At 64.6% G+C, this 22132-nt stretch carries 21 protein-coding genes; 13 read left to right on the top strand and 8 right to left on the bottom strand.

Annotated features, from left to right (window positions below):
- The first annotated feature begins 19 nt into the window (after nucleotides 1-19).
- On the top strand, nucleotides 20-1465 hold the full coding sequence (pdxR, locus tag N4T19_RS02845) for a MocR-like pyridoxine biosynthesis transcription factor PdxR (RefSeq protein ID WP_260719410.1): 1446 nt from the start codon (nucleotides 20-22) through the stop codon (nucleotides 1463-1465).
- Nucleotides 1466-1493: 28 nt separating this feature from the next.
- Here pdxR and N4T19_RS02840 read toward each other — a convergent pair whose 3' ends face one another.
- A complete protein-coding gene (locus tag N4T19_RS02840) occupies nucleotides 1494-2288 on the bottom strand; it encodes a crotonase/enoyl-CoA hydratase family protein (RefSeq protein WP_260719409.1) in 795 nt (264 codons plus the stop codon).
- A gap of 212 nt (nucleotides 2289-2500) precedes the next feature.
- Between N4T19_RS02840 and N4T19_RS02835 the strand changes: the two genes are divergently transcribed.
- Both N4T19_RS02835 and N4T19_RS02830 read left to right on the top strand, forming a co-directional pair.
- Nucleotides 2501-3490: a Bug family tripartite tricarboxylate transporter substrate binding protein gene (locus N4T19_RS02835; RefSeq protein ID WP_116926878.1), complete on the top strand. Its 990-nt coding sequence runs from the start codon at nucleotides 2501-2503 to the stop codon at nucleotides 3488-3490.
- 55 nt (nucleotides 3491-3545) lie between these two features.
- Nucleotides 3546-4334 (top strand): enoyl-CoA hydratase/isomerase family protein, encoded by a 789-nt coding sequence (locus N4T19_RS02830; protein WP_116926879.1) that lies wholly within the window; start codon nucleotides 3546-3548, stop codon nucleotides 4332-4334.
- Nucleotides 4335-4390: 56 nt separating this feature from the next.
- On the opposite strand, the gene N4T19_RS02825 is transcribed toward N4T19_RS02830, so the two are convergent.
- Nucleotides 4391-4816, bottom strand: a complete 426-nt coding sequence (locus tag N4T19_RS02825) for a PaaI family thioesterase (protein WP_116926880.1) — start codon at nucleotides 4814-4816, stop codon at nucleotides 4391-4393.
- A 120-nt stretch (nucleotides 4817-4936) separates the two neighbouring features.
- On the opposite strand from N4T19_RS02825, the gene N4T19_RS02820 reads away from it, so the two are divergent.
- Nucleotides 4937-5434 (top strand): flavodoxin family protein, encoded by a 498-nt coding sequence (locus N4T19_RS02820; protein WP_116926985.1) that lies wholly within the window; start codon nucleotides 4937-4939, stop codon nucleotides 5432-5434.
- Between the two features lie 203 nt (nucleotides 5435-5637).
- Nucleotides 5638-6108 carry a CopD family protein gene (locus tag N4T19_RS02815; protein ID WP_260719408.1) on the top strand — a complete coding sequence of 157 codons (471 nt, stop codon included), beginning with the start codon at nucleotides 5638-5640 and terminating at the stop codon, nucleotides 6106-6108.
- 70 nt (nucleotides 6109-6178) lie between these two features.
- Here N4T19_RS02815 and N4T19_RS02810 read toward each other — a convergent pair whose 3' ends face one another.
- The 3 genes from N4T19_RS02810 to N4T19_RS02800 all read right to left on the bottom strand — a co-directional run bounded on the left by N4T19_RS02810 (nucleotide 6179) and on the right by N4T19_RS02800 (nucleotide 10582).
- The gene (locus N4T19_RS02810; protein WP_260719407.1) at nucleotides 6179-8353 is read right to left on the bottom strand and encodes a TonB-dependent copper receptor; all 2175 of its coding nucleotides are present in this window, start codon (nucleotides 8351-8353) and stop codon (nucleotides 6179-6181) included.
- Nucleotides 8354-8559: 206 nt separating this feature from the next.
- The gene (locus N4T19_RS02805; protein ID WP_260719406.1) at nucleotides 8560-8988 is read right to left on the bottom strand and encodes a DUF2946 family protein; all 429 of its coding nucleotides are present in this window, start codon (nucleotides 8986-8988) and stop codon (nucleotides 8560-8562) included.
- Between the two features lie 49 nt (nucleotides 8989-9037).
- The gene (locus tag N4T19_RS02800; RefSeq protein ID WP_260719405.1) at nucleotides 9038-10582 is read right to left on the bottom strand and encodes an acetolactate synthase large subunit; all 1545 of its coding nucleotides are present in this window, start codon (nucleotides 10580-10582) and stop codon (nucleotides 9038-9040) included.
- 415 nt (nucleotides 10583-10997) lie between these two features.
- Between N4T19_RS02800 and N4T19_RS02795 the strand changes: the two genes are divergently transcribed.
- From N4T19_RS02795 to N4T19_RS02770, 6 genes are all read left to right on the top strand, one after another.
- A complete protein-coding gene (locus tag N4T19_RS02795) occupies nucleotides 10998-11477 on the top strand; it encodes a hypothetical protein (RefSeq protein WP_260719404.1) in 480 nt (159 codons plus the stop codon).
- Between the two features lie 281 nt (nucleotides 11478-11758).
- Nucleotides 11759-12520, top strand: coding sequence for a transporter substrate-binding domain-containing protein (locus tag N4T19_RS02790; RefSeq protein ID WP_116926885.1), 762 nt, complete (start codon nucleotides 11759-11761; stop codon nucleotides 12518-12520).
- A gap of 212 nt (nucleotides 12521-12732) precedes the next feature.
- Nucleotides 12733-13419 carry an ABC transporter permease gene (locus tag N4T19_RS02785; protein ID WP_260719403.1) on the top strand — a complete coding sequence of 229 codons (687 nt, stop codon included), beginning with the start codon at nucleotides 12733-12735 and terminating at the stop codon, nucleotides 13417-13419.
- Complete coding sequence (locus N4T19_RS02780) at nucleotides 13416-14129, top strand: ABC transporter permease (protein ID WP_021026756.1); 714 nt, start codon at nucleotides 13416-13418, stop codon at nucleotides 14127-14129. The genes N4T19_RS02785 and N4T19_RS02780 overlap by 4 nt, the downstream gene beginning before the upstream one ends.
- Before the next feature lie 19 nt (nucleotides 14130-14148).
- Complete coding sequence (locus tag N4T19_RS02775) at nucleotides 14149-14925, top strand: ABC transporter ATP-binding protein (protein WP_260719402.1); 777 nt, start codon at nucleotides 14149-14151, stop codon at nucleotides 14923-14925.
- A 159-nt stretch (nucleotides 14926-15084) separates the two neighbouring features.
- The gene (locus N4T19_RS02770) at nucleotides 15085-16314 is read left to right on the top strand and encodes an MFS transporter (RefSeq protein ID WP_260719401.1); all 1230 of its coding nucleotides are present in this window, start codon (nucleotides 15085-15087) and stop codon (nucleotides 16312-16314) included.
- A gap of 24 nt (nucleotides 16315-16338) precedes the next feature.
- Here N4T19_RS02770 and murB read toward each other — a convergent pair whose 3' ends face one another.
- The gene (gene murB / locus N4T19_RS02765; protein ID WP_133857172.1) at nucleotides 16339-17439 is read right to left on the bottom strand and encodes a UDP-N-acetylmuramate dehydrogenase; all 1101 of its coding nucleotides are present in this window, start codon (nucleotides 17437-17439) and stop codon (nucleotides 16339-16341) included.
- Nucleotides 17440-17504: 65 nt separating this feature from the next.
- On the opposite strand from murB, the gene N4T19_RS02760 reads away from it, so the two are divergent.
- Nucleotides 17505-17990, top strand: coding sequence for a YajQ family cyclic di-GMP-binding protein (locus N4T19_RS02760; protein WP_021026760.1), 486 nt, complete (start codon nucleotides 17505-17507; stop codon nucleotides 17988-17990).
- A gap of 225 nt (nucleotides 17991-18215) precedes the next feature.
- On the opposite strand, the gene N4T19_RS02755 is transcribed toward N4T19_RS02760, so the two are convergent.
- Nucleotides 18216-20357, bottom strand: a complete 2142-nt coding sequence (locus N4T19_RS02755) for a TonB-dependent receptor (protein WP_260719400.1) — start codon at nucleotides 20355-20357, stop codon at nucleotides 18216-18218.
- Nucleotides 20358-20631: 274 nt separating this feature from the next.
- Between N4T19_RS02755 and N4T19_RS02750 the strand changes: the two genes are divergently transcribed.
- Nucleotides 20632-21342 carry a retropepsin-like aspartic protease family protein gene (locus N4T19_RS02750; RefSeq protein ID WP_260719399.1) on the top strand — a complete coding sequence of 237 codons (711 nt, stop codon included), beginning with the start codon at nucleotides 20632-20634 and terminating at the stop codon, nucleotides 21340-21342.
- Nucleotides 21343-21440: 98 nt separating this feature from the next.
- Here the strand turns inward: N4T19_RS02750 and plsY are convergent, their stop codons facing one another.
- A complete protein-coding gene (gene plsY, locus N4T19_RS02745; protein ID WP_182340780.1) occupies nucleotides 21441-22073 on the bottom strand; it encodes a glycerol-3-phosphate 1-O-acyltransferase PlsY in 633 nt (210 codons plus the stop codon).
- Nucleotides 22074-22132 lie beyond the last annotated feature (59 nt).

The following is a 22132-nucleotide window of genomic DNA, read 5'->3' as shown; positions in this document are numbered from 1 at the left end:
ATGCAAAAATGACTAGGCCATGATTTCTGACCCTCCCAATTCCCACCCTGTGCCAGCGCTGCAGCTGCACATCGACCGCAGCCTGCAGCTGCCCATGTACCTGCAGATCTGCCAGCGCTTCAAGACCGCCATTGCGCAAGGCCATCTGCGCGCCGGCGACCGGGTGCCTGCGTCGCGGGCGCTGTCCACCGAGCTGAACCTGGCGCGCGGCACCGTCGATCTGGCCTACCGCATCCTTGCCGACGAAGGCTACTTCCAGGGGCGCGGCGCGGCGGGCACCGTCATATCACCGAGCCTGCCCCCGGCTGCCACGGCCCCGGCGCCGCAAGCCATCGCCCAGCCACCGGCCGCCGATATCGTGGACCACGACGGCCTGCAGCCCCGCCCCTTGCAGCTGGGCCTGCCCGCGATCGATGCCTTTCCGCGCAAGGTCTGGAACCGGCTGGTCACCCACCGCCTGCGCAGCAGCGAGCCCTACCGCCTGGCCTACCCCAACCCGCAAGGCGATGAGGAGCTGCGCCAGCGCATTGCGGCCTACCTGGCGGTCTCGCGCGGCGTGACCTGCGTGCCCGAGCAGGTCTTTGTCACCACCGGCCTGCGCAACACCCTGGAGCTGAGCCTGCGCAGCCTGGCCAGCCCTGGCGATGCCTTCTGGTTTGAGGACCCGGGCTATATCCTGGCGCGGCCGTTTTTGCAAAACGCCGCCGTACAGATCGTGCCCGTGCCCGTCGATGCCCAGGGCCTGCAGGTGGATGCGGGCCGGCAGCTGAGCCCCTATGCGCGGTTTGCGATGGTGACGCCTTCGCACCAAAGCCCGCTGGGCGTGACTCTGTCGCTGGAGCGGCGCATGGCGCTGCTCGAATGGGCGAGCGAGGCGGGCAGCTGGATCATCGAAGACGACTACGACAGCGAGTTCCGCTACCAGGGCCGGCCCCTGCCCGCCCTCAAAAGCCTGGACCGGCAGGACCGCGTGATCTACGCCGGCACCTTCAGCAAGGTGATGTTTCCCGGCCTGCGCCTGGCCTACGCGGTGGTGCCGCTCGAGGTCGTGCCCCGCTTTCAGGCCGTCAGCTCCAACCTCAATGCCGGCTGCCCCTATCTGCTGCAGGCCAGCGTGGCCGACTTCATGGCCCAGGGCCACTTTGCCCGCCACCTCAAGAAGATGCGGCTCTTGTATGCCGAGCGCCGCGCAGTCGCACAGCGCAGTTTTCAGCAAGTGCTGGGCGATCGCCTGCGCATTGACTTGCAGCCCGGCGGTCTGCACTTGCTCGGCCAGATCCAGGACGGCGACAACGACAGCCTGGTGGCCCAGCGCGCCCGCGTACAGGGCCTGGCCACGCACCCGCTGTCGCGCTGGTATATCGACGCAGCCCCTCGCCAAGGCCTGCTGATGGGCTTTGCCAATATCACCAGCGAGGCGCAGGCCTTACAGCTGGCGGGCCAGATCCAACAAGCCTTCGGCTAGCGGAACGCGGACCAGGAAGACGGACTGCTTAGCCCTTAAACGCAGGCGTGCGCTTTTCCAAGAAGGCAGTCACCGCTTCGCGGTGGTCAGCCGTCTGGTGGGCCAGCGCCTGGTAGGCGGCTGACAGCTCCAGCAACGAAGCCAGGCTCTGGTGCATGCCTTCGCGCATCAGCTTCTTGGTCATGCGGGTGACCTGGGGCGGGTTGGCCGCAATCTCGCTGGCCAGGGCGTTGGCGGCGTTCAGCAATTCCTCGGGCGGCACCACCTGCGAGACCAGGCCCCACTGCAAGGCGGTGGCGGCATCAATCATGCGGCCGGTCAGCGACAGCTCGGCCGCGCGCGCCATGCCGATCACGCGGGGCAGCAGCCAGGCACCGCCGTCGCCGGGGATGATGCCCATCTTCACAAAGCTCTCGGCAAACTTGGCCTTGTCCGAGGCCACGCGCAGATCGCACATGCAGGCCAGGTCCAGGCCCGCGCCCACCGCCGCTCCATTGATCGCCGCGATGGTGGGCACCTCCAGGTTGAACAGCGCCAGCGGCAGGCGCTGGATGCCACGGCGGTAGTCATCGCGGATGCGCATGCCATCGACATCGCCAAAGGACTGCTGCTGCATGGTCTTGATGTCGCCACCCGACGAGAACGCGGGGCCCTCGCCCGTCAGGACGACGGCCCGCACGCTGCTGTCGGCCGCAATGGTCTCGCAGGCGGCCAGGATCTCCGCCACCGCCGTGTTGCCGGTCAGCGGATTGCGGCGCTCGGGCTGGTTCATCGTCAGGGTAACGACATGGCCTTGCTGTTCGTACTTCAAAAATGCAGTCATGGAAAGGGCTCCTGGTTCCGGGTAGGTCTCGATGTGGTCAGCGCTGTGCGCCGAATGAGCCAGAGCATACGGTTAAAGCCCGCATGCGCCTGCATATCAGCTGAGTGCAATTTGGTATTGGACGCTGCCCAAAAACGGCCCTAGCCTGCATGGATGCTGGGGCAGGCAGCGCCCCACATGCCGATAACTACATGCTGCCTAGGAGACAGTTGATGCCCGTATCCCGACGCCAGTTCCACCACCGTCTTGTGCAATGGGGCGCAGCCGCCAGCCTGGCCAGCCCCTGGCTGGCACGCGCGGCCGATGCCCCCTTGCGCTGGGTCGTGCCCTACCCCGCAGGCGGCGCCGCCGACCAGATCACCCGCATCGTGGCCCAGGATGTGGGCCAAAGCACAGGGCAGCCCATCGTCATCGAGAACAAGGCCGGCGCCGCCGGCATGATTGCGGCCGAGACCGCGCTGCGCGCCCCCGCCGATGGGCTCACCTTCTTTGTCGGCTCCAATGCGCCGCTGGTCATCAACAGCGCCATCTACGCCAAGATGAGCTATGACCCGGTCAAGGATTTTGTGCCTGTCGCGGGCCTGGGCAAGGCGCCTTTGCTACTGGTCACCCGCAAGGACCTGGGCGCCAGCGATCTGCGCGCGCTGATCACGCTCGCCCAGCAGGCGCAGCGCCAGGGCAAGACGCTCAGCATGGGGTCGGCCGGCAGCGGCAACATCACCCACCTGGCGGGCGAATATGCCGCCGAGCGCATGGGTTTTCAGGTGACGCATGTGCCGTTTTCCGGCAGTGCACCGGCCATCACCAGCATGATGGGCGGCAATGTGGACATCATGTTCGACGCGCTGCCCTCCTGCATGCAGCAGGCCATTGGCGGGCGCATTGTGCCACTGGCGATTCTGGACAAGCAGCGTTTTGCAGCACTGCCCCAGGTGCCTACCCTGGCCGAGCTGGGCTTTGGCGATACCGAGGCGAGCGCCTGGTTTGGCGTGGTGGCCCGCAGCGGCACGCCCGCTGACGCGGTGGCGCGCATGGCCCGCGCCATCAACCAGTCCCTGGCCAAGCCTGAGGTGCAAGAGCGCCTGCGTCGCATAGGTGCGCAGCCGATTGCGGGCAGCACCGCAGAATGGGGGCAGTTTGTGGCCTCCGAGCGCGAACGCTGGATACCGGTGGCCCAAAAGCTGGGTATCCGCGCCGAATAGCCCCCGCTCCCGCCGCTGGCTTGCCTTACCGTTTTATTGTTGAAAACCGACTGATATGACCGCCCTGACCCTGAGCATGCATGGCACCACCGCCGTGCTGACGATGAACCGCCCCCAGGCCCGCAATGCGCTCGACGAGCAGATGCGCGAGGATTTCACCCGCCTGATCCCACAGGTGCGCGATGACCGCGCGATCAAGGCCGTGGTGCTGACGGGGGCCGGCGGCCATTTCTGCGCCGGCGGCGATATCAAGAGCATGCAAGCGGCCGTTGCCGGCAAGCAGGATGTGTTTGACAGCCGCAACCGCATGCTGGGCCTGCACCGCTGGTTTGACGAGCTGCTGGACATGGAAAAGCCCGTCATCACCGCCGTGCAGGGCAGCGCCTTTGGCGCCGGCCTGTCGCTGGCCCTGGCAGGCGATTTTGTGCTGGCCGCACCGTCTGCCAAGTTCTGCTGCGTGTTTGCCAAGATCGGCTTTGTGCCCGATCTGGCCGGCATGTATTTGCTGCCGCGCCTGGTGGGCCTGCAAGCGGCCAAGGAGCTGGCCTTCACGGCCCGCGTCGTCGCCGCCCCCGAGGCGCAGCAGATGGGCATGGTCTACAAGATCACCAGCGAAGACGTGCTGGCCGACGCCCTGGCCTTTGCCGAGCGCTTTGCCAGCGCACCGACCGAGGCCATGGGCTACACCAAACGCGTGATGAACCGCGCCTTTGAGACCCAGCGCGACGAGATCTACCAGCAAGAAGCGCTGGCCCAGACGCTGTGCCGCGAAAGCGCCTTCCACCAGGAGGCCATTGCCCGCTTTGTAGCCAAGCAGCCGCCGCTGTTCCAGTGGCAGGACTGAGCACGTGATCGGAAGGCGCAGCTGCAGCAGCCCTGGTGGGCTGCTGGTGCGTCAGATCAGTACTTCACATTGACAATCGTCGCCTGCAGCAGCGCCACTACCTTGGGTGGCACTGCCGCATCTGCGCCATAGGCCAGCACCTCGCCGCTGCACACCGTCAGCAGCTTGCCGGCGTTCACCACCTTGCCAATGGCGACAAAGCGCTCGCCAATCGCCGGGCGCATCAGGTTGATCTTGAACTCGGCCGTGACCACCTCATAGCCCTGGGCCGCCACCGTCAGCGCCGCATAGCCTGCCGCGCTGTCCACCACGCTGCTGACGGCGCCGGCATGCAAAAAACCATGCTGCTGCGACAGCGCCTTTTGGTAGGGCAGCGCAATCTGCACCTCCCCCGGCTGCACGGACAGCAGGCTCGCGCCCAGGGTCTGCATCAGCCCTTGGGCATGGAAGCTGGTGGAGATGCGTTCAAACACTGCGTTCATGGTGGTATGCCTTTGTGGCCAAGCCTCGATAGCGATCAGCCAATCTAGCATGCAGCGCAACTGATGGTGCAGCCCTGCGTCCTGCACATGACAGCTGCCTTTGCCACTATGCTTGCAGCCATGGACAGTCCCCAACTCCTGATCGTCTATCACAGCCACACGGATGGCAGCCGCCAGATGGCCGAGGCCGCGCACGCCGGTGCGGCCAGCCAGCCTGGTGTGCAAGTGCGCCTGCTGTGCGCGCCCGATGCCGGGCCTGCCAATGTGCTGGCCGCCAGCGGCTACCTGTTTGTCTGCCCCGAGAATTTGGCTGCGATGAGCGGGCTGATGAAGGACTTTTTTGACCGCTGCTACTACGCGGCGCTGGGCCGCATTGAGGGCCGGCCTTATGCCGCCCTCATCTGCGCTGGCAGCGATGGCAGCAACGCGGCAAGGCAGATTGCCCGCATCGCAACCGGCTGGCGGCTCAAGCCCATTGCCGAGCCGCTGATTGTCTGCACCCATGCCCAAACGCCCGAGACCATTGCGGCGACCAAGCAGATTGGCGCAGACGATCTGCAGCGCTGCCGCGAGCTGGGCGAAGCCTTGGCAGCAGGTTTAAGCATGGGTATTTTTTAGAGTCACTGACATAACCCTTGATACTTCGTTCTCAAGCCTTGCCGTACGTCTGTACTGTCTGCGGCTTGAAGCCTCGTCTCAACCGCAAACCTTCGGTTTGCTGGGCTATGTTAGCGCCTCTCAAAGCAGGCCCGCATCCCCAGCCGGGGCGGCTTGGCGCGTACCATAGCGCATCCCCACACCACAAAACGGCGCCCCCCCCGATGCTCTACATCATTCTCAAAACCGTGCACCTGCTGTCCATCATCGTCTGGCTGGGCGGCATGGCCTTTGCACATTTCTTTCTGCGCCCCGCGCTGCAGCAGCTCGAACCGCCCCAGCGCCTGACGCTGATGCGCGATGTGCTGGGGCGCTTTTTTGCCGTGGTGCTGGTCATCATCGCCGCCGTGCTGCTGTCTGGCATCGGCATGATGGGCCTGGTCCATTCCATGGCTGCGCAAGCCGGTGCCAAGTTCAGCATGCCTGTCTCCTGGATGGTGATGGCCGTGCTGGGCCTGGCGATGATGGCCGTGTTTGGCCATATCCGCTTTGCGCTGTTCAAGCGCCTGGACCAGGCCGTCAACACCCAGGACTGGCCGGCAGGCGGCAAGGCCCTGGGCCAGATTCGCCAGCTGGTGGCGCTGAAGCTGGCGCTGGGCGTGGTGATTGTGCTTTTTCTGCGCGTACCGCTGTAAGAACCTGTTCAAAGAGTGCCAAGCCGCAGCGCCGCCACCAGCACCTGGCTGGCAGCGGCGCAGGCCTGCGTCAGAACTTCAAGTCGCCCCGCAGCCACAAGGTGCGACCCGGCTCATGGATGCGCACGCCGCCGGGGAAACCAAAGCCCGCATTGCCAGCCAGGTTCAGGTGCTCGGCATAGGTCTTGCCAAAGACATTGTCGATACCGGCAGTCAGGCGCAACTGCTCGCTGATCTTGTAGCCGGCATTGAGCGACAGCACGCCAAAGCCGGCACTGGGCCCCAGATCCTGGCCCACGACATTGCCCTGGCCGCTGGCATAGCGGTGCTGCGCGGCAACCAGGCGCCACAGCGCGCCAGCGCTCCAGGGGCCTTGCCGGTAGTCCAGGCCCAGCTTGGCTTCGAGCGGCGGCACCTGCGGCAGCGGTTTGCCATCGCTGCGGTTGCGGGCCCAGCTGTAGGCCAGGGTGGCCTGGGCGGTCAGGCCGGGAGTCAGCCGGTAGCTGCCACCCAGCTCGGCACCGGCAGTGCGCGCCTGTACATTGCGTACGTTGGCGGCCATGCCGGCATAGTCAAACAGCAGATAGTCCTGCACCTGGCCGACATAGGCCGAGGTCCAGAGCTGCCAGTCTGCGCCCTTCCAGCTTGCACCCACATCGATCTGTGTGGTTTTCTCCGGCTGCAGGCGGTTGAAGGCATCGCCCTTGTCGGCTGCGCTGTTGCTGGGCGATATCAGCTCCCAGTAATCCGGAAAGCGCTGCACATGGCCAATACCGGCATAAAGCGTGCTGCCATCGGCGCGGGCGCGCTCCCAGCGCAGAAAGCCACTGGGCATGGCGCTGCGTTCGCGGTGGTTGCTGGCCGTGGCGACCATGCTGCCATCCATGCCCGCCATGGCCTGCATGCCACCCATCGAACCCATATCGCCCATGCCATCCATGCCGCCCATGCCGCCTTTGCTGGGGTAGCGCCAGGCCTGGGCCCGGTCCAGCCGCAGGCCGGCCACCAGTTTGTCTTCACTACCCAGGTGCTGCGTGGCCTGCGCAAACAGGCCCTGGTTGCTGAACTTGGCATCCCGCGCCCAGGGCTTGCTACGGTAGGACTGCATCTCCGTGCCCGATCGGCTGTCGTGCGGGCTACCCATCGCATCCACGCCCAGCACCGCTTCGGTGTGCGGGCCCAGTTGCCAGGTGGTGGCCACCCGCATGCCGGTGGTGGTGCGACTCACATTGGCCGCCATCGGCATGGACATGCCCCCTTCCGGCACAAAGGGCCGCAGGCTGAAGTTGTCCATCACATGGTCGGCGCGGTTGTAATAGAGCTGCGCTTCCAGCTTGGTCAGACGCTCGCTCAGGTTCTTTTTCTCCAGCCGCAGGCCATAGCTTTCGCGCTTGAACTGGGTGCCATCCATGCCCCGGCCGCCATAGCGTGCCTCGCCATCACCTTGGCCCGCACTCAGCTCCAGCCAGGTGTTGGCATCGGGCGTCCAGCCAATCGCGACATCGGTGTTCCATTTGTCCCAGTGCGAGGGCACGCGCTGGCCATCGCCGTCGCGGTAGTCCTTGCTTTGCGAATGGTTGGCGGTGAGGCGCAGGTAGTACGCGGCATTGCCGGCCAGCAGGTCGATGTTCTGGTCGCTGCGCGCCGCGGTGCCGCCTTGCAGGCTGGCAGACAGGCGCACCTGGCCGCTGTCCAGTTCGGGCCGTTCGCGGTCAAAGCGCACCACCCCGGCCGATGCGCCCGGCCCCCAGATCACCGTCTGCGGGCCCTTGACCACCGTCAGCACATCGTAGGTCTCGGGCGAGATATAGGAGCTGGGCGAATCCATGCGCGCCGGGCAGGCGCCCAACAAGGTCTGCCCATTGGTCAATATCGGCAGGCGCGAGCCAAACTGGCCCCGGAACACCGGGTCGCTGTTGGAGCCCCCACTGCGGATCGCCGAGAAGCCCGGAATGCTTTTGAGGTAGTCGGCCGCGTCGCTCGCCGGCACCGGTTGGCGCGGCTGCTTGGGATCGGCCACCACCTGCAGTGGGGAGTGCTCATGCACCGCTGTCACCACGGTCTCCTGCAGGCTGATCTCCGGCACGCTGGCCGCAGGTAGCGACGGTGCAGCAGGGCTTTGCCCCCAGGCAGAGCTGGTGGCCAAGACCAGTGCGGATAGCGCCATGTGTGGACGCTGCAAACGGGCGCGCGGCGGGGCAGGCAGGCGTAGGCCCGGCGCTGCCTCCAAAAAATAGGAAGTCATCAATGTCTCTCGCAGCAAGCGCTGCTGGGCGCAGCGGCTTGCATCAATGGGTGGTGGGCGCTCGCAGCCAAGCCCAGCCGGCCGCAGTGAAGGCGGCTAAAGCAGACATGACGAAGCGGCCCATGGGTCGCAGAGGCTGCGCGGCTGCCCTCCCCGCGCGCGATGGGCGCGGAGAGCAGCGGCAGCATCACTGCGGCATAAGTGCGTTAGACAAGGACGGGAGGCGGGCCGCGCGCGGGCAGTGGCGCGCCCGGGGCTTCGGGGTAGTGAGCCGACTGGGCCTGCCACTGCGGGTGGAAGGCAGGGGCCGCTGGCCGGTGCACATCGGCGGCAAAGGCCAGTGGCAACGCCATGGCGATACACAGCACGCAATCGGCACCATGGGCGCTGTGCGCGCTGTGGCTGTCGCTGCCATCCGGCAGAAGATCATCCGCTGCCAGGTGCTCGCCATGGGCCAGCGCCACATCCAGCGCCGGTGCATTGACGCTGCAGACATCGGCCGCCAGCACGGCGGCAATGGGCTGCGCCAGCACGCGCATCTGCACACCTGCCAGCGATGCCACGAGCAGCAGCAACGCAAAAACCGCCGTGATGACGGCGGAGAAGCGGGGGCGGCTGCGCAGGCGTTGGAGCATGGTCAGGCAGCAGTGTAGGTGACTTCCAAACCTGTATGTTCAGAATTTATTAAATTATCAGTTCAATCAAGAAGGGGCCGGATTTAGCAAAACTGGCCTGCATCAGCCGGGCGCACTCCTCCATGCTGGTGGCGCGCGCCGCTTCCACACCCATGCCTTCGGCCAGCTTCACCCAGCCAATCGACGGGTTGCCCAGGTCCAGCATCTGCATGGCGGTGGCGCCCGGCGTGGCGCCCACGCCCTTGTATTCGCCAATCAGAATGTTGTAGCGGCTGTTGTTCAGCACGATGGTGGTGACAGGCAGCTGCTCGCGCGCCTGCGTCCACAGCGATTGCAGCGAATACATGGCAGAGCCATCGGCCTGCAGATTGATCACCCGGCGCTGCTTGCCAGCACCAATGGCCGCGCCGGTCGCCACCGGCATGCCATCGCCAATCGCGCCGCCGGCCAGGTGCAGCCAGTCATGCGCCGGCGCGGCATGGGTGTGCGGGTAAAAGCCCCGGCCGTAAGAGATGCTCTCGTCCGAGACGATGGCGCCCTCGGGCATCAGCGCGGCCACGGTGCGGGCCAGGCCCTCGGGCGTGGGCGCGCCAGTCGCTGCCTCGGGCCGGGGGCCCGCATCGGGGATGGCGGCCTGCCGCGCCTGCAGTGCATCGACCAGGGCCTGCAATGCCGTCAGCGGCTCCTGCTCGGGGCGCGTCAGCACATGCAGCTGGGCGCTCGCCGGGTACTGGGTAGATGGCAGGCCGGGGTAGGCAAAAAAGCCCACCGGCGGCTTGGCGCCCACCAGAATAATGTGCTCAAACCGGGCCAGGGTTTGGATCGCGGCCTCCATGCCATAGGGCACGCGCTCCAGCGCCATGCGGCCTTGGCCGCGCTGCAGGTGCGATGCGCCGTACTCGGCCAGCACGGCAGCGCCGCTCGCCTGCGCCAGCCGCCACACCAGCGCCTGGGCCGGCGCAAACACCGCCGCGCCCGACAGCAGAATCAAGGCCTTGCCGCCCGCCTGGCGCAGCACCCTAGCCACTTCATCGATCGCATGGCCATCCACTGCGGGCGGCGCAGGCAGGGGCAGCGGCTGCGCCACTACACCGCCCTCAGCCCATGAGACATTGGCCGGCAGGATCAGGCTGGCGATCTGACCGGGAAAGGTCGAGGCCGCACGCACCGCCATCGCCGCATCCTGGCCCAGGTCCGCACTGTGCGTGCTGGTATGCACCCAGCCCGATACGGCGCGCGCCAGGCCATCAGTATCAGCCGTCAGCGGCGCATCAAAAGGCCGGTGGTAGGTGGCCTGGTCGCCCACGATATTGACAATGCCGCTGCGCGCGCGCCGCGCATTGTGCAAATTGGCCAGGCCATTGGCCAGGCCCGGGCCGCAGTGCAGCAAGGTGCAGGCGGGCTTGCGGGCGATGCGGTAGTAGCCATCGGCCATGCCGGTGACCACGTTCTCCTGCAGGCCCAGCACGCAGTGCATGCCGGGGATCTGGTCCAAAGCTGCTACAAAGTGCATCTCGCTGGTACCAGGGTTTGCAAAGCAGGTATCCACCCCTGCAGCCAGCAAAGTCTTGACCAGACTGTGTGCGCCATTCATCTCTATATCCTTAAAGGGTTGCCTATCACTGCGCGACACCTTAGCTGCAACCGCGCCAAAACCGGGTCGCCAAGATGAAAGCGGGCCCGCCCCGGCCACCACCGCGCGCCGCACAAGCGCATGGATACAGGCCTTGCCCGGCTTTGCATCGACCCACCATGTAGGCCAATTCTCAAGCGCTATTACGGCCTTGGATGGCATGCGGGTCGGGGTGCGCAGGTGCACAGTGGAATACCCGAGCAAGGTGGCAAGTGCAGCAACTGCGCTGCTCACCCTTGATGGCTTGCATGGCAGGCCTCCCAAAAGACCATCTGCAGCCCCTTTCATCCCCCAGCATCTGAACACCAAGTGTTACCACCAGAGCGCCCACTGCGCCTAGGATGGCCCGATGCAAAACCACACCAAGGAAACCCGCATGCACCGTATGTCCCGCCACGCCCTGTTGTCCACCGCGCTGGCCTGCGCCGCTTTGGCGGCCCAGGCCCAAAGCAGCCAGGGAGCGGCCAACCCAGCAGCGGTAGCCACGCCGCCCGCAGCCGAGGCAGCGCCCCAGGCCCCTGCGCCCAACCCGGCTGCTGAAAAGGCGCTGGCCCAGCGCTTCCAGGCGCTGCTCGCCGCCTTTGAAGGCAAGGCCGCCGTGCCCGATGCCAAGACTTTTACCGAAGACTTCAACAAGCAGGTCACGGCCGACCAGATGAAGCAGGTGTTCAACGATGTGCACCAAAGCGTGGGCAGCTGCAAGGTCGGCGCGCAGATGACCAGTCCAACCCCTTACATCACCAGCTACCTGCTGCAGTGCGACAAGGCCTATGTGCCGATGGACATCGGCATCGAGGAAAAAGCGCCCTACCGCGTCCACAGCCTGCTGATTCGCCCAGGCTACTGGAAGAAGTAAGCGCGGACGTTTCGACAAAATAGACGATCGAATCGACCGTCACAACCCATACTTATTAGTGTTTCCCTGGATAGGGCGTAAAAATTGACGCTTCAACGTCGATTTTTGCGCTCAATGGCCGTTTAGGCTGGTGATAATGCGCACAAGCTCGCCGCTTTGCCACAAAGCACAGCGCAGAGCTGTCGCCGGGTCGCCACAAGCCGATTTGAGACCCCGACGGCGGGCAGCAAAAGCACTAGCATGCTAGCCACCTTATCAACATTCGGATCCGAGGATTCACTATGCGTAAAACCTTGATCGCACTGGCAGTGGCCGCTATCGCCGCCCCTGCGTTTGCTGCAGACCTGAAAGTAGCTGTCGACCCGACCTACGAACCGTTCACCTACAAGACGCCCCAAGGCGAAGTCACCGGTTTTGACGTGGACATCGCCAAGGCGGTGTGCGAGCAGATCAAGCGCAAGTGCGTGTTTGTCGAGCAAGTCTGGGACAGCATGATCCCCGGCCTGCAAGCCAAGAAATACGACGTCATCGTCAGCTCCATGTCGATGACCGACGAGCGCCGCCGCGTGGTCGATTTCAGCGACCGCTACTACAAGACGCCCAGCGCCGTGGTGCTGAAGAAAAGCGTGGAATACAAGGGCCCGGCTTCGGCCAAGGGCCTGAAGATCGGCGTGCTCAAGGGCTCGACCCAAGAGAAGTGGGCCAATGGCGAGCTCAAGCCCGCAGGCGCGACCATCGTGCCTTATGAAGCCCAGGACCAGGTCTACCTGGACATCAAGTCCGGCCGCCTTGACGGCACCGTGGCTGACAAGGTCGAAGTCAACGGCGGCTTCCTGCGCAAGCCCGAAGGCGCCGACTACGGCTACAAGGGCCCGGACCAGTACGAGACCAAGTACTACGGTGATGGCATCGGCATTGCGCTGCGCAAGAACCAGGGCGACCTGAAAAAGCAGATCAACGAAGCGATCAAGACCATCCGCAGCAATGGCACCTATGCCACCATTGCCAAGAAGTACTTCGATTTCGACCCCTACGGCAACTGATCTTTGCAAAACGCGGTCGCGCCCCTGGCGCCACCGCGTCCTCGATCAGGGCTAACACCAAGCGGCGCGCTGCTCCAGAGTCTTCATACTGGATGAATCGCGCCGCAATTCCATGGTGCCAAGCCTTTTTTGCAGCGCCCACCCAAGGCAAACACCAGGCCATCCATGGGCCCGATTGCGCACCGCAATCACGGCGCCTAAGGCCAAAAACTATGAGTGATTACTTTCAATCGATCCTGATGGGCTCGCTGCTCACCGTGGCGGTCTCGCTGGCATCGGCTGCCATCGCCACCGTGCTGGGGCTGCTGGGCGCCAGTGCCAAGCTCTCAGGCCGCCGACCGCTGGTGGTATTGGCCACCTTCTACACCTCCATCGTGCGCGGCATCCCCGAGCTGGTGATGATGCTGCTGGTCTTCTACGGCGGCGCCATCGGCCTCAATACCTTGCTCGAGAAGATGGGCAGCGAAAGCTCGGTCGACCTCAACCCCTTTGTGGCCGGCTCGTTCACGATCGGCTTTATTTACGGCGCCTACATGACCGAAACCTTCCGGGGCGCGATCCTGGCCATCCCCAAGGGCCAGATGGAAGCGGCCTGGGCCTTCGGCATGAGCCCGGCCAAGACCTTCTTTCGCATCACCTTGCCGCAGATGGTGCGCTATGCGCTGCCCGGCTTTACCAATAACTGGCTGGTGCTGATCAAGGCCACCGCGCTGGTCAGCCTGATCGGCCTGCAAGACATGACCTACCTGGCCAAGCAGGCCAGCGCCGCTGCGCGCGAGCCCTTTATCTTCTTCCTCTTCACCGCTGCGCTGTACCTGGTCTACACATCGGTATCGCTGTGGGCGCTGGGCCGTCTCAATGCCCGCTACAGCCTGGGAACCGAAAAGGTGCAGCTATGAACTGGGAAGTCATTTTTCAGCCCGACACCCTTGCGCTGTACGGTGAGGGCCTGGTCACCACCCTCAAGCTGCTGCTGTCCAGCCTGGCCATTGGCGCTGTGCTGGCGCTGCTGGGCGCGCTCGCGCTGGTCAGCCGCTCCTGGCTGCTGCGCAAAAGCGTGGGCGCCTTTACCTATTTCATGCGCGGCACGCCGCTGCTGATCCAGGTCTACCTGATCTACTACGGCTTCTCGCAGCTCGAATGGGTGCAGGCGCGCTGGGATGCGGTCTGGCCCTGGACCTACTTCAAGGAGCCGTTCTTCTGCGCGTTCCTCGCCTTCACCTTGAACAACGCGGCCTACACGGCCGAGATGCTCGCCGGCTCGATCCGCGAGACCTACAAGGGCGAAGTAGAAGCGGCCCGCGCGATGGGCATGAGCCGCTGGCAGCTGATGCGCCGCATCGTGATGCCCAGCGCCATCCGCCGCACCCTGCCCGCCTACAGCAACGAGGTGGTGATGATGCTGCATTCGACCAGCCTGGCTTCGACCGTGCCGTCCCTGGTGGACCTGACCGGCGCTGCCAGCCGGGTGTACTCGGACTACTACCTGCCGTTTGAAGCCTATATCGCGGCAGCTGCCATCTACCTGAGCATCACCTTTATCCTGATTGGCATCTTCCGCCTCGCCGAGCGCCGTTTCCTGGGCTATCTGGCTCCGCGCAAGGCCTAAGACATTCGAGCATCGAGATATGAACGCATCCAACTACAAACTGCAGGCGCTGGACATCCACAAGAGCTACGGCAGCAACCAGGTGCTCAAGGGCGTCTCGCTCAACGCCTGCGCTGGCGACGTGATCAGCATCATCGGCAGCTCCGGCTCGGGCAAGAGCACCTTTCTGCGCTGCATCAACCTGCTGGAGCAGCCCCAGCAAGGACAAATCATCGTGGCTGGCGAAAGCCTGCAGCTGCGCACCGGCCGCAATGGCGCGCTGGACGCGGTCGACCCCAAGCAGCTCCAGCGCTTGCGCAGCAAGCTGGCGATGGTGTTCCAGCACTTCAACCTCTGGGCGCACATGACGGTGATGCAGAACATCATCGAAGTGCCGGTGCATGTGCTGGGCATCAGCAAGGACGAGGCCATCGCCCGCGCCCGCAAGTACCTCAAGCTGGTGGGCCTGGAGAACAAGGAAGACAGCTACCCCAACCACATGAGTGGCGGCCAGCAGCAGCGCGTGGCCATTGCGCGCGCGCTGGCGGTCGAGCCCGAGGTGATGCTGTTTGACGAGCCCACCTCGGCGCTGGACCCCGAGCTGGTCGGTGAGGTGCTGCGCGTGATGCAGGTCCTCGCCCAGGAAGGCCGCACCATGCTGGTCGTGACGCATGAAATGGGCTTTGCCCGCGAGGTCTCCAACCATGTGATCTTCCTGCACCAGGGCCTGATCGAAGAGCAAGGCCCGCCGCGCGAGGTGCTGGCCAACCCCAAGAGTGAACGCCTGGCACGCTTCCTCTCGGGCAGCCTCAAATAAGCCGCGCAGGCCGAGTTCTGCCCGCGACAGCATCAGCGCCACCCAAGCGGCGGGCAGGCGCACAATAGGACCGGTCGCGGCTGACCTGGAGAGGATTCTTCAGGCCGCCAAGTGCCAGCCGGCCCCTCGGCGCAGACTCGATACCCCTTCACCCCCACCATGGGCACGCCCAGCTCCCCTCCTCCCGCATCCGATCCGGCCCTAGGCAGTGACGCAGCATTCTCGCTGCGCCGCATTGCCGTGGCGGCCTTTGGCCCCTCGCTGCTGTTTGGCATTGGCGAGGGTGCGGTGCTGCCGGTGATCGTGCTGATGGCGCGCGATCTGGGCGCCTCAGTGCCCATCGCAGCGCTGGTGGTGGGGCTGGTCAGCATTGGCTCCTTGCTGAGCAATATCCCGGCATCGCTGATAACAGCGCGCTGGGGCGAGCGCTGGGCGATTGTGGCCGCAGGCCTGTGGAGCGCCATCGGCATGGGCATCTGCCTGGCCACCCAGCAGCTGTTGCTGTTTGCGCTGGGCTGCCTGATGGTGGGCATGTCGCAGGCGGTCTACAACCTGGCGCGGCAAAGCTATCTGACCGAGGCCGTGCCGGTGTCCTACCGCGCGCGGGCGCTGTCCACCCTGGGTGGGGTGATGCGCATCGGCATGTTCATCGGGCCCTTTATTGGCGCCTGGGCCATGCATAGCTGGGGCCTGCATGCGGCGTTCGCGGTGGGCATTGTGGGCGTTCTCTGCGCGGCAGCCATTGGCCTGCGCGTGCCCGATCTGGCGGCGCCCGCCGCGCTGCCGGGCCAGCCGCTGCCCACCGAGGCACCGTCCATCGCCGGCATTCTGCGCGATCACCACCGGCTGTTTCTCACGCTGGGCCTGGGCGTACTGCTGGTCAGCGCCGTACGTGCCTCGCGCCAGGTGGTCATTCCGCTGTGGGCCGACCATCTTGCGCTGGCACCCGCTGCCGCCTCGCTGGTCTACGGGCTGGCAGGCGCCATCGATATGCTGGTCTTCTACCCCGCCGGCAAGCTGATGGATCTCAAAGGCCGGCGCTGGGTGGCCGTGCCATCGATGCTGGTGATGGGCGCAGCCATGCTGCTGATGCCTCTGACGGCCAGCGTGACGACCTTGCTGCTGGCGGCCATGGCGCTGGGCTTTGGCAACGGCATTGGCTCGGGCCTGATCATGACCTTGGGGGCCGACCACGCACCGCGCCATGCGCGGGCGCATTTTCTCGGGCTATGGCGTCTGGCGGCCGATCTGGGCTCATCGCTGGGGCCAGCGCTGCTGTCGTTTCTGGCCGGCAGCCTGTCGCTGGCCAGCGGCATTGCCTGCATTGGTTTGCTGGCCTGGGGCGCGGCGGCTGCGCTGGCGCGCTGGATACCGCCGGCCAAGCGCTGAGCCCTTTAGCCCGCGCTAACGCAGCTACCAAACGACGGGTTCGGGCTCCAGCTGGATGCCAAAGCGCTCATAGACACTGGTCTGGATCGCGCGCGCCAAGGTCACCACCTCGCCGCCGGTCACGCTGCCCTCACCCGCGCCCAGGTTGACCAGCACCAGGGCCTGGCGGTCATAAACGCCGGCCTTGCCAATGCTTTTGCCGCGCCAGCCGCAGGCATCGATCATCCAGCCCGCAGCCAGCTTGATGCTGCCGTCCAGCATCGGGTAGTGCACAATTTTGGGCTCGCGCGCAATGATGTCCTCGCACTGGTCGGCAGTGACCTGGGGGTTCTTGAAAAAGCTGCCGGCATTGCCGATCTGCGCTGGATCGGGCAGCTTGGCGCGGCGGATCTCCACCACCCAGTCAAAAATATCCTGGGCCGTGGGCTGCGCAATGCCTTTTTCGGCCTGCTTGCGGGCCAGGTCCAGATAGCCCAGCTCGGGCTTCCAATCCTTGGCCAGGCGCAGCCGCACATGGGTGATAACGGCGCGGCCCGCCAGCCCCATGCCCCGGGGCTCGGCCACGCCGGTGGCGCGGGCAATCATGGTGAGCGGCATGGTCTCGGCCGGCGCATGCTTGAACACCGAATCCCGGTAGCCAAACGCGCACTGCGCCGCCTGCAGGCTGAAGTGTTCGCCATTGCTCAGGTCGATCGCATCGAGCGAGTCAAAGCGGTCTTGCAGCTCCACGCCATAGGCGCCAATGTTCTGCACCGGCGCCGCACCTGCGGTGCCGGGGATCAGCGCCAGGTTCTCCAGCCCGGGGTAGCCCTGGGCTAGGCTCCAGGCCACGACCTCGTGCCAGACTTCACCGGCGCCCACTTCAATGATGTAGTGCTTGTCGGTCTCTTCGACCAGGCGCTTGCCCATGATCTCCATCTTGAAGACGGTGGGCTCGACATCGCCAGTGATGACGATATTGCTGCCGCCCCCCAGCACCACCACCTGGCGGCTGGCGCCCAACGGGGGCTGGGCCAAAAAATCACGGATATCCTGCGGGGCCTGCACGCGCACCAGGTTCATGGCCCGCGCCATGATGCCAAAGGTGTTGTATTGCTGCAGCGGGGCATTTTTCTCGACTAACATCGCTAGATTGTCGCACTTGTCGCGACCCACTCAGGCGCTCAGCCTGGCCTGCAAGGAGAGTATTTATGCCATCGTTTGACACGGTTTGCGAAGCCGACTTCGTCGAGGTGAAAAACGCTGTTGAGAATTCCGCCAAGGAAATTGGCACCCGTTTTGACTTCAAGGGAACGTCGGCCGGGATCGAGCTCAAGGACAAAGAGATCATCATGTACGGCGATGCCGACTTCCAGCTGGTGCAGGTCGAAGACATCCTGCGCAACAAGCTGACCAAGCGCAATGTCGATGTGCGCTTTCTGGACAAGGGCGATGTGCAAAAGGTCGGCGGCGACAAGGTCAAGCAAGTGATCAAGGTGCGCAATGGCATCGAGCAGGAGCTGGCCAAGAAGATCCAGAAGCTCATCAAGGACAGCAAGATGAAGGTGCAGGCCGCCATCCAGGGCGATGCTGTGCGCATCACCGGCGCCAAGCGCGACGACCTGCAAGCGGCAATGGCGCTGCTGAAAAAAGACGTGACCGACGTGCCGCTGTCGTTCAACAACTTCCGCGACTGATCCGCACTCGATCAAACACAAACAGGCCGCGCTGCAGGGATTGCAGCGCGGCCTGTTTTTATGGCGCCTGACTTATAAGTCGTTAACACGGCCCAGCAAACCGCAGGTTTGCGGTTGAGGCTGGGCGCCCCCGACGAGGCGCCCTGACGCAGGCAGTACTTTAGTACGACAAGGAAGGGCGCGGCCGGCGAGGCAACGACGTATCAAGGGCTGTGTTAGCGACGCTTAGAACTGGTAGTTCGCGCTCAGCAGCGCACCACGCGGCGTGCCGGGCATGCTGCTGGAACGCCAGTATTCCTTGTTGGTCAGGTTGGACACTGCCAAGGTAACGGTCCAGGGCGCGGCGCGCCAGCCCACCAGGCCATCCCAGCGGGTGTAGCCGGGCACGCGGCTGGTGTTGGCGTCATTGGTGTAGCGGGCGCTGGTGTGGGTCACACCCAGCTCGGCATACCAGTTGCCTGCAGGCGCATAGCGCAGAAAGACATTGCCGTTGCGGCGCGCGGTGTTGGCCAGGTAGTTGCCTTCCAGCGCGGGGTTGGCCTTGTTCTCGGTGACCTTGGCGGCCATGATGCCGACGCCGCCACGCACATACCAAAACGGTGCCACACGGCCGGCCGCGCTGAACTCGATGCCGCGCGAACGCTCCTTGCCACGCACCGCCCAGGTGAAGGGATCGTTGTCCGGATCAGGACGGTAGCGGATGTTGTAGTGCTCCAGCTGGTAGACGGCCAGCTGTGTGGACAGCGCGCCATCGAGCCAATCGCTTTTCACACCCATCTCGAACTGCTGCGAATGCTGGGGTTCGTCGTCCAGCACCGCGCCAGCGCCGGTATCAACCATCAACATGCCCCGGCCGCCATAGGGCGAGAAGCTGCGGCTCCAGGACGCATACAGGCTGTGTTCGCGCACCGGCTGCCAGACCAGGCCGGCGCGGGGGCTGACCGAGTTGCCATCGGTGCTGCGGCTGGCGTTGTTCAGCTGATTGGTGCTGTTGAAGTCAAAGTTGTCATAGCGCGCGCCCAGCAGCAGCTTCCACTGGTCGCTCAGGCTGATCAAGTCCTGCACATACAGCGCGCGGGCCGTACCCTTGTGCAGGTTGTGCTGCGATGGCGTGCCTTGGGGCGGACGCACGGCATCGAACACCGGGTTGTTCGGATCGATATAGCCATTGCTGTTGGCGGTGCTGAAAAGGCGCGGCGCGCGCTCTTCCTCGCTGTGCTCCACGCCCAGCAGCAGCTCATGGCGCATGCCGGCCAGGTCCAGCTTGCCGGTCAAGTCTACGGTGTGGGTGGTGGTGCGGTTCTCGGTTTGCTGCCAGGCATAGCTTTGGCGCAGCAGGCCGGGGTTGGCGCACTTGGCGCCCGCCGGCGTCAGGCCCTGGGGGTTGCAGTAAGTACCGGCAAAGTAGTGGTCAAAGTCCTGGCTGGCCTCGCGCTTGCTGGCCACCCAGCGCACACTCCAGGCCTTGTTGAACTCGTACGACAGGTCCGAGCGCAGCACGCGCAGGCGGTCTTCGACAAAGTCGCCCGGCTGGGCAAAGCCCTGGCGCAGCGACATGCCCGGCGGCATCTGGTCGTAGGAAGGTCCCCGGTCCGGCACGCGCCAGACATTGTCATAGGTGTACTGGCCGGTCCAGCGCAGGCCCGTGCGCGTATCCACCAGGATACTGGGCGAGACCATCTCGTTGCGGTTGCGGATGCCGCTGCGAAAGCTGTGCGCCTGCTCGCGGTCGGCCGTGAGGCGCATGACCACATTGGGGCTGATCACCCGGTTGATGTCGATGGTGCCGCCCACGTTTTCCCAGGAGCCACCACGCAGGGTCACGCTGCTCACGCCATCAAAACGCGCCTGCTTGCTGACCATGTTGACCACACCGCCGCCCGCGCCACGGCCATACAGCACCGAAGCCGGGCCTTTGAGGATCTCGATGCGCTCGACATTGGCCGTGCTGCGGCGGACCTGGCCGGATTCGCGCACGCCATCGCGGTAGATGTCCCCGCTGTCGGCATTGAAGCCACGGATCATCACGCCCTCGCCGCGCATGTCATAGCTGGTGTTGACGCCCGGCACACCATCGAGCATGACCGACAGGTCATTGATGCCATAGCTCTTGTACTTGTTGACTTCCAAGGTGTCGATGGTCTGCGGAATGTCCTTGGGCGCCATATAGGTCTTGGTCGCCGTGGTCACGCCTTCGGGGCGCACATCATCGGGATCGAACTGGTCGGCAGACACCTGGACCGTTGGCAAGGTGTGCTCTTGTGCAATGGCTGGCACGGCGGCCATCATCAACAGCGCGGCGACCGACAGGCCGGCGCGCTCGCCTCTTGTACGCGCGAGCGTCTCGCTGCGAAGGGCTTGGATCATTGAAAACTCCTGAAACAATAATTCCGCTTGGTAAACGGCTTGTAAATTTGAGTCAGGGATGCTAATGATAACGATTATCAATAGCAATATATTAACCTTAAGCGGGCGTTTACTTTTCAAAAAAACAACGGGCTAGACTTTTCGTCAAAAAAATAAATCGCAGCTTTTGCTGCCGCTCGCATGCTTTAGGATGTAAAGCAGTCGACCTGCCTGTGACCCGCGCTAGACGCGGCCCCGCCCTGCCCGTACGCACCACCATGCTGCCCCGCGACCTATGAAGCTTTCAGTCCCCAAGCCCTGCCCCGCCCCTACCCGCCTGCACCGCTGGGCATTGGCACTGGCCCTGTGCGGCAGCGCCAGTTGGGCGGCCCATGCACAAGAGGCCGCCGAAGGCCCCCGCTCGGTGGCGCTGGCCGGCATTCTGGGGGACAAGGCCTTGCTGGTCATCGATGGCCGGGCGCCCAAGGCCGTGGCAGCGGGCAGCAGCTACCAGCAGGTGCAGGTGGTCAGCGTCAAGGATGGGCAGGCCCAGGTCAGCATCGCGGGCGCCCTGCACAGCCTGCGCATGGGCGAGTCGCCGGTCAGCGTGGCCGATGCGGCGCTGCCCGTCAGCAACACGGGCCGCATTGTGCTGGCGGCCGATGCCAGCGGCCACTTCATGACGGCCGGCATGATCAATGGCAAGGCGACGCGTTTTCTGGTCGATACCGGTGCCACCACGGTGAGCCTGGGGATGAGCGAGGCGCTCAAGCTGGGGATTGACTACAAACAGGGCCGTGCAGTGCGCATGGGCACGGCCAATGGCGTCAGCAACGGCTGGCATCTGAAGCTGAGCAGCGTGCGCATCTCCGATGTGGAGCTGCGCAACGTGGATGCCGTGGTCACCTCGGCCAACATGCCTTATGTGCTGCTGGGCAACAGCTTTCTCAATGCCTTTGAGATGAAGCGCGCCGGCCCGCAGATGACCTTGGACCGGATCAAATAGCGGCCCGCATCCGCACTGAACGCTGCCAAAACAAAAGGGCTGAACCCGCTACCGGTATTCAGCCCTTTTCGCCGTCTGCCCGTGGGCAGCGCGTTGCATCACTTGCTTTTCTTCTGGCCCAGCTTGGATTCCTTGCCTTCCACCAGGCGCTGGATATTGAGCTTGTGGCGGTAGACCAGCAAGGCCGACATCACCAGGATCGCGACAAAGATCTCGGCGTGGAAATCCCAAAGCTCGCCACCGATAAGGATGTAGAACACCGGTGCCAGCACCGCCGCCACCAGCGACGACAGCGACGAATAGCGCCAGATGGCCGCCACCGCCACCCAGGCCAGCAAGACCAAGAGACCCAGCCAACCGCTAAAGCCCAGCAGCACGCCCAGCGCGGTGGCCACGCCCTTGCCGCCTTCAAACTTGAAGAATACCGGCCACAAATGGCCCAAAAATGCCGCAATCCCCACCAAGGCGACAGTGCCCTCTTCGAGGCCATAGGGCTTGCCCAACCAGACCACCAGCGCCACCGGCAGCCAGCCCTTGGCGGCATCGAGCAGCAAGGTCACCACGGCCGCTGCCTTGCTGCCCGAGCGCAGCACATTGGTGGCACCCGGGTTTTTGCTGCCATAGGTGCGCGGGTCACTCAGGCCCATGGTGCGGCTGACGATCACCGCAAACGACAGCGAACCGATGAGGTAGGCCAGGATGGTGGCCAGGATGGAATAAACGGTACTCAAATTGCTCCCCTTGTCTGCGCGCCTGGGCAGCCGGCGCGCACTGGTATATCTAGGTCAAA

It is taken from the genome of Comamonas squillarum (assembly GCF_025309455.1).
In the GTDB taxonomy this organism is placed as follows: domain Bacteria; phylum Pseudomonadota; class Gammaproteobacteria; order Burkholderiales; family Burkholderiaceae_C; genus Comamonas; species Comamonas squillarum.
Note: the sequence above shows the minus strand (reverse complement) of the source record. Positions and strands in the feature narration are given on the sequence as shown.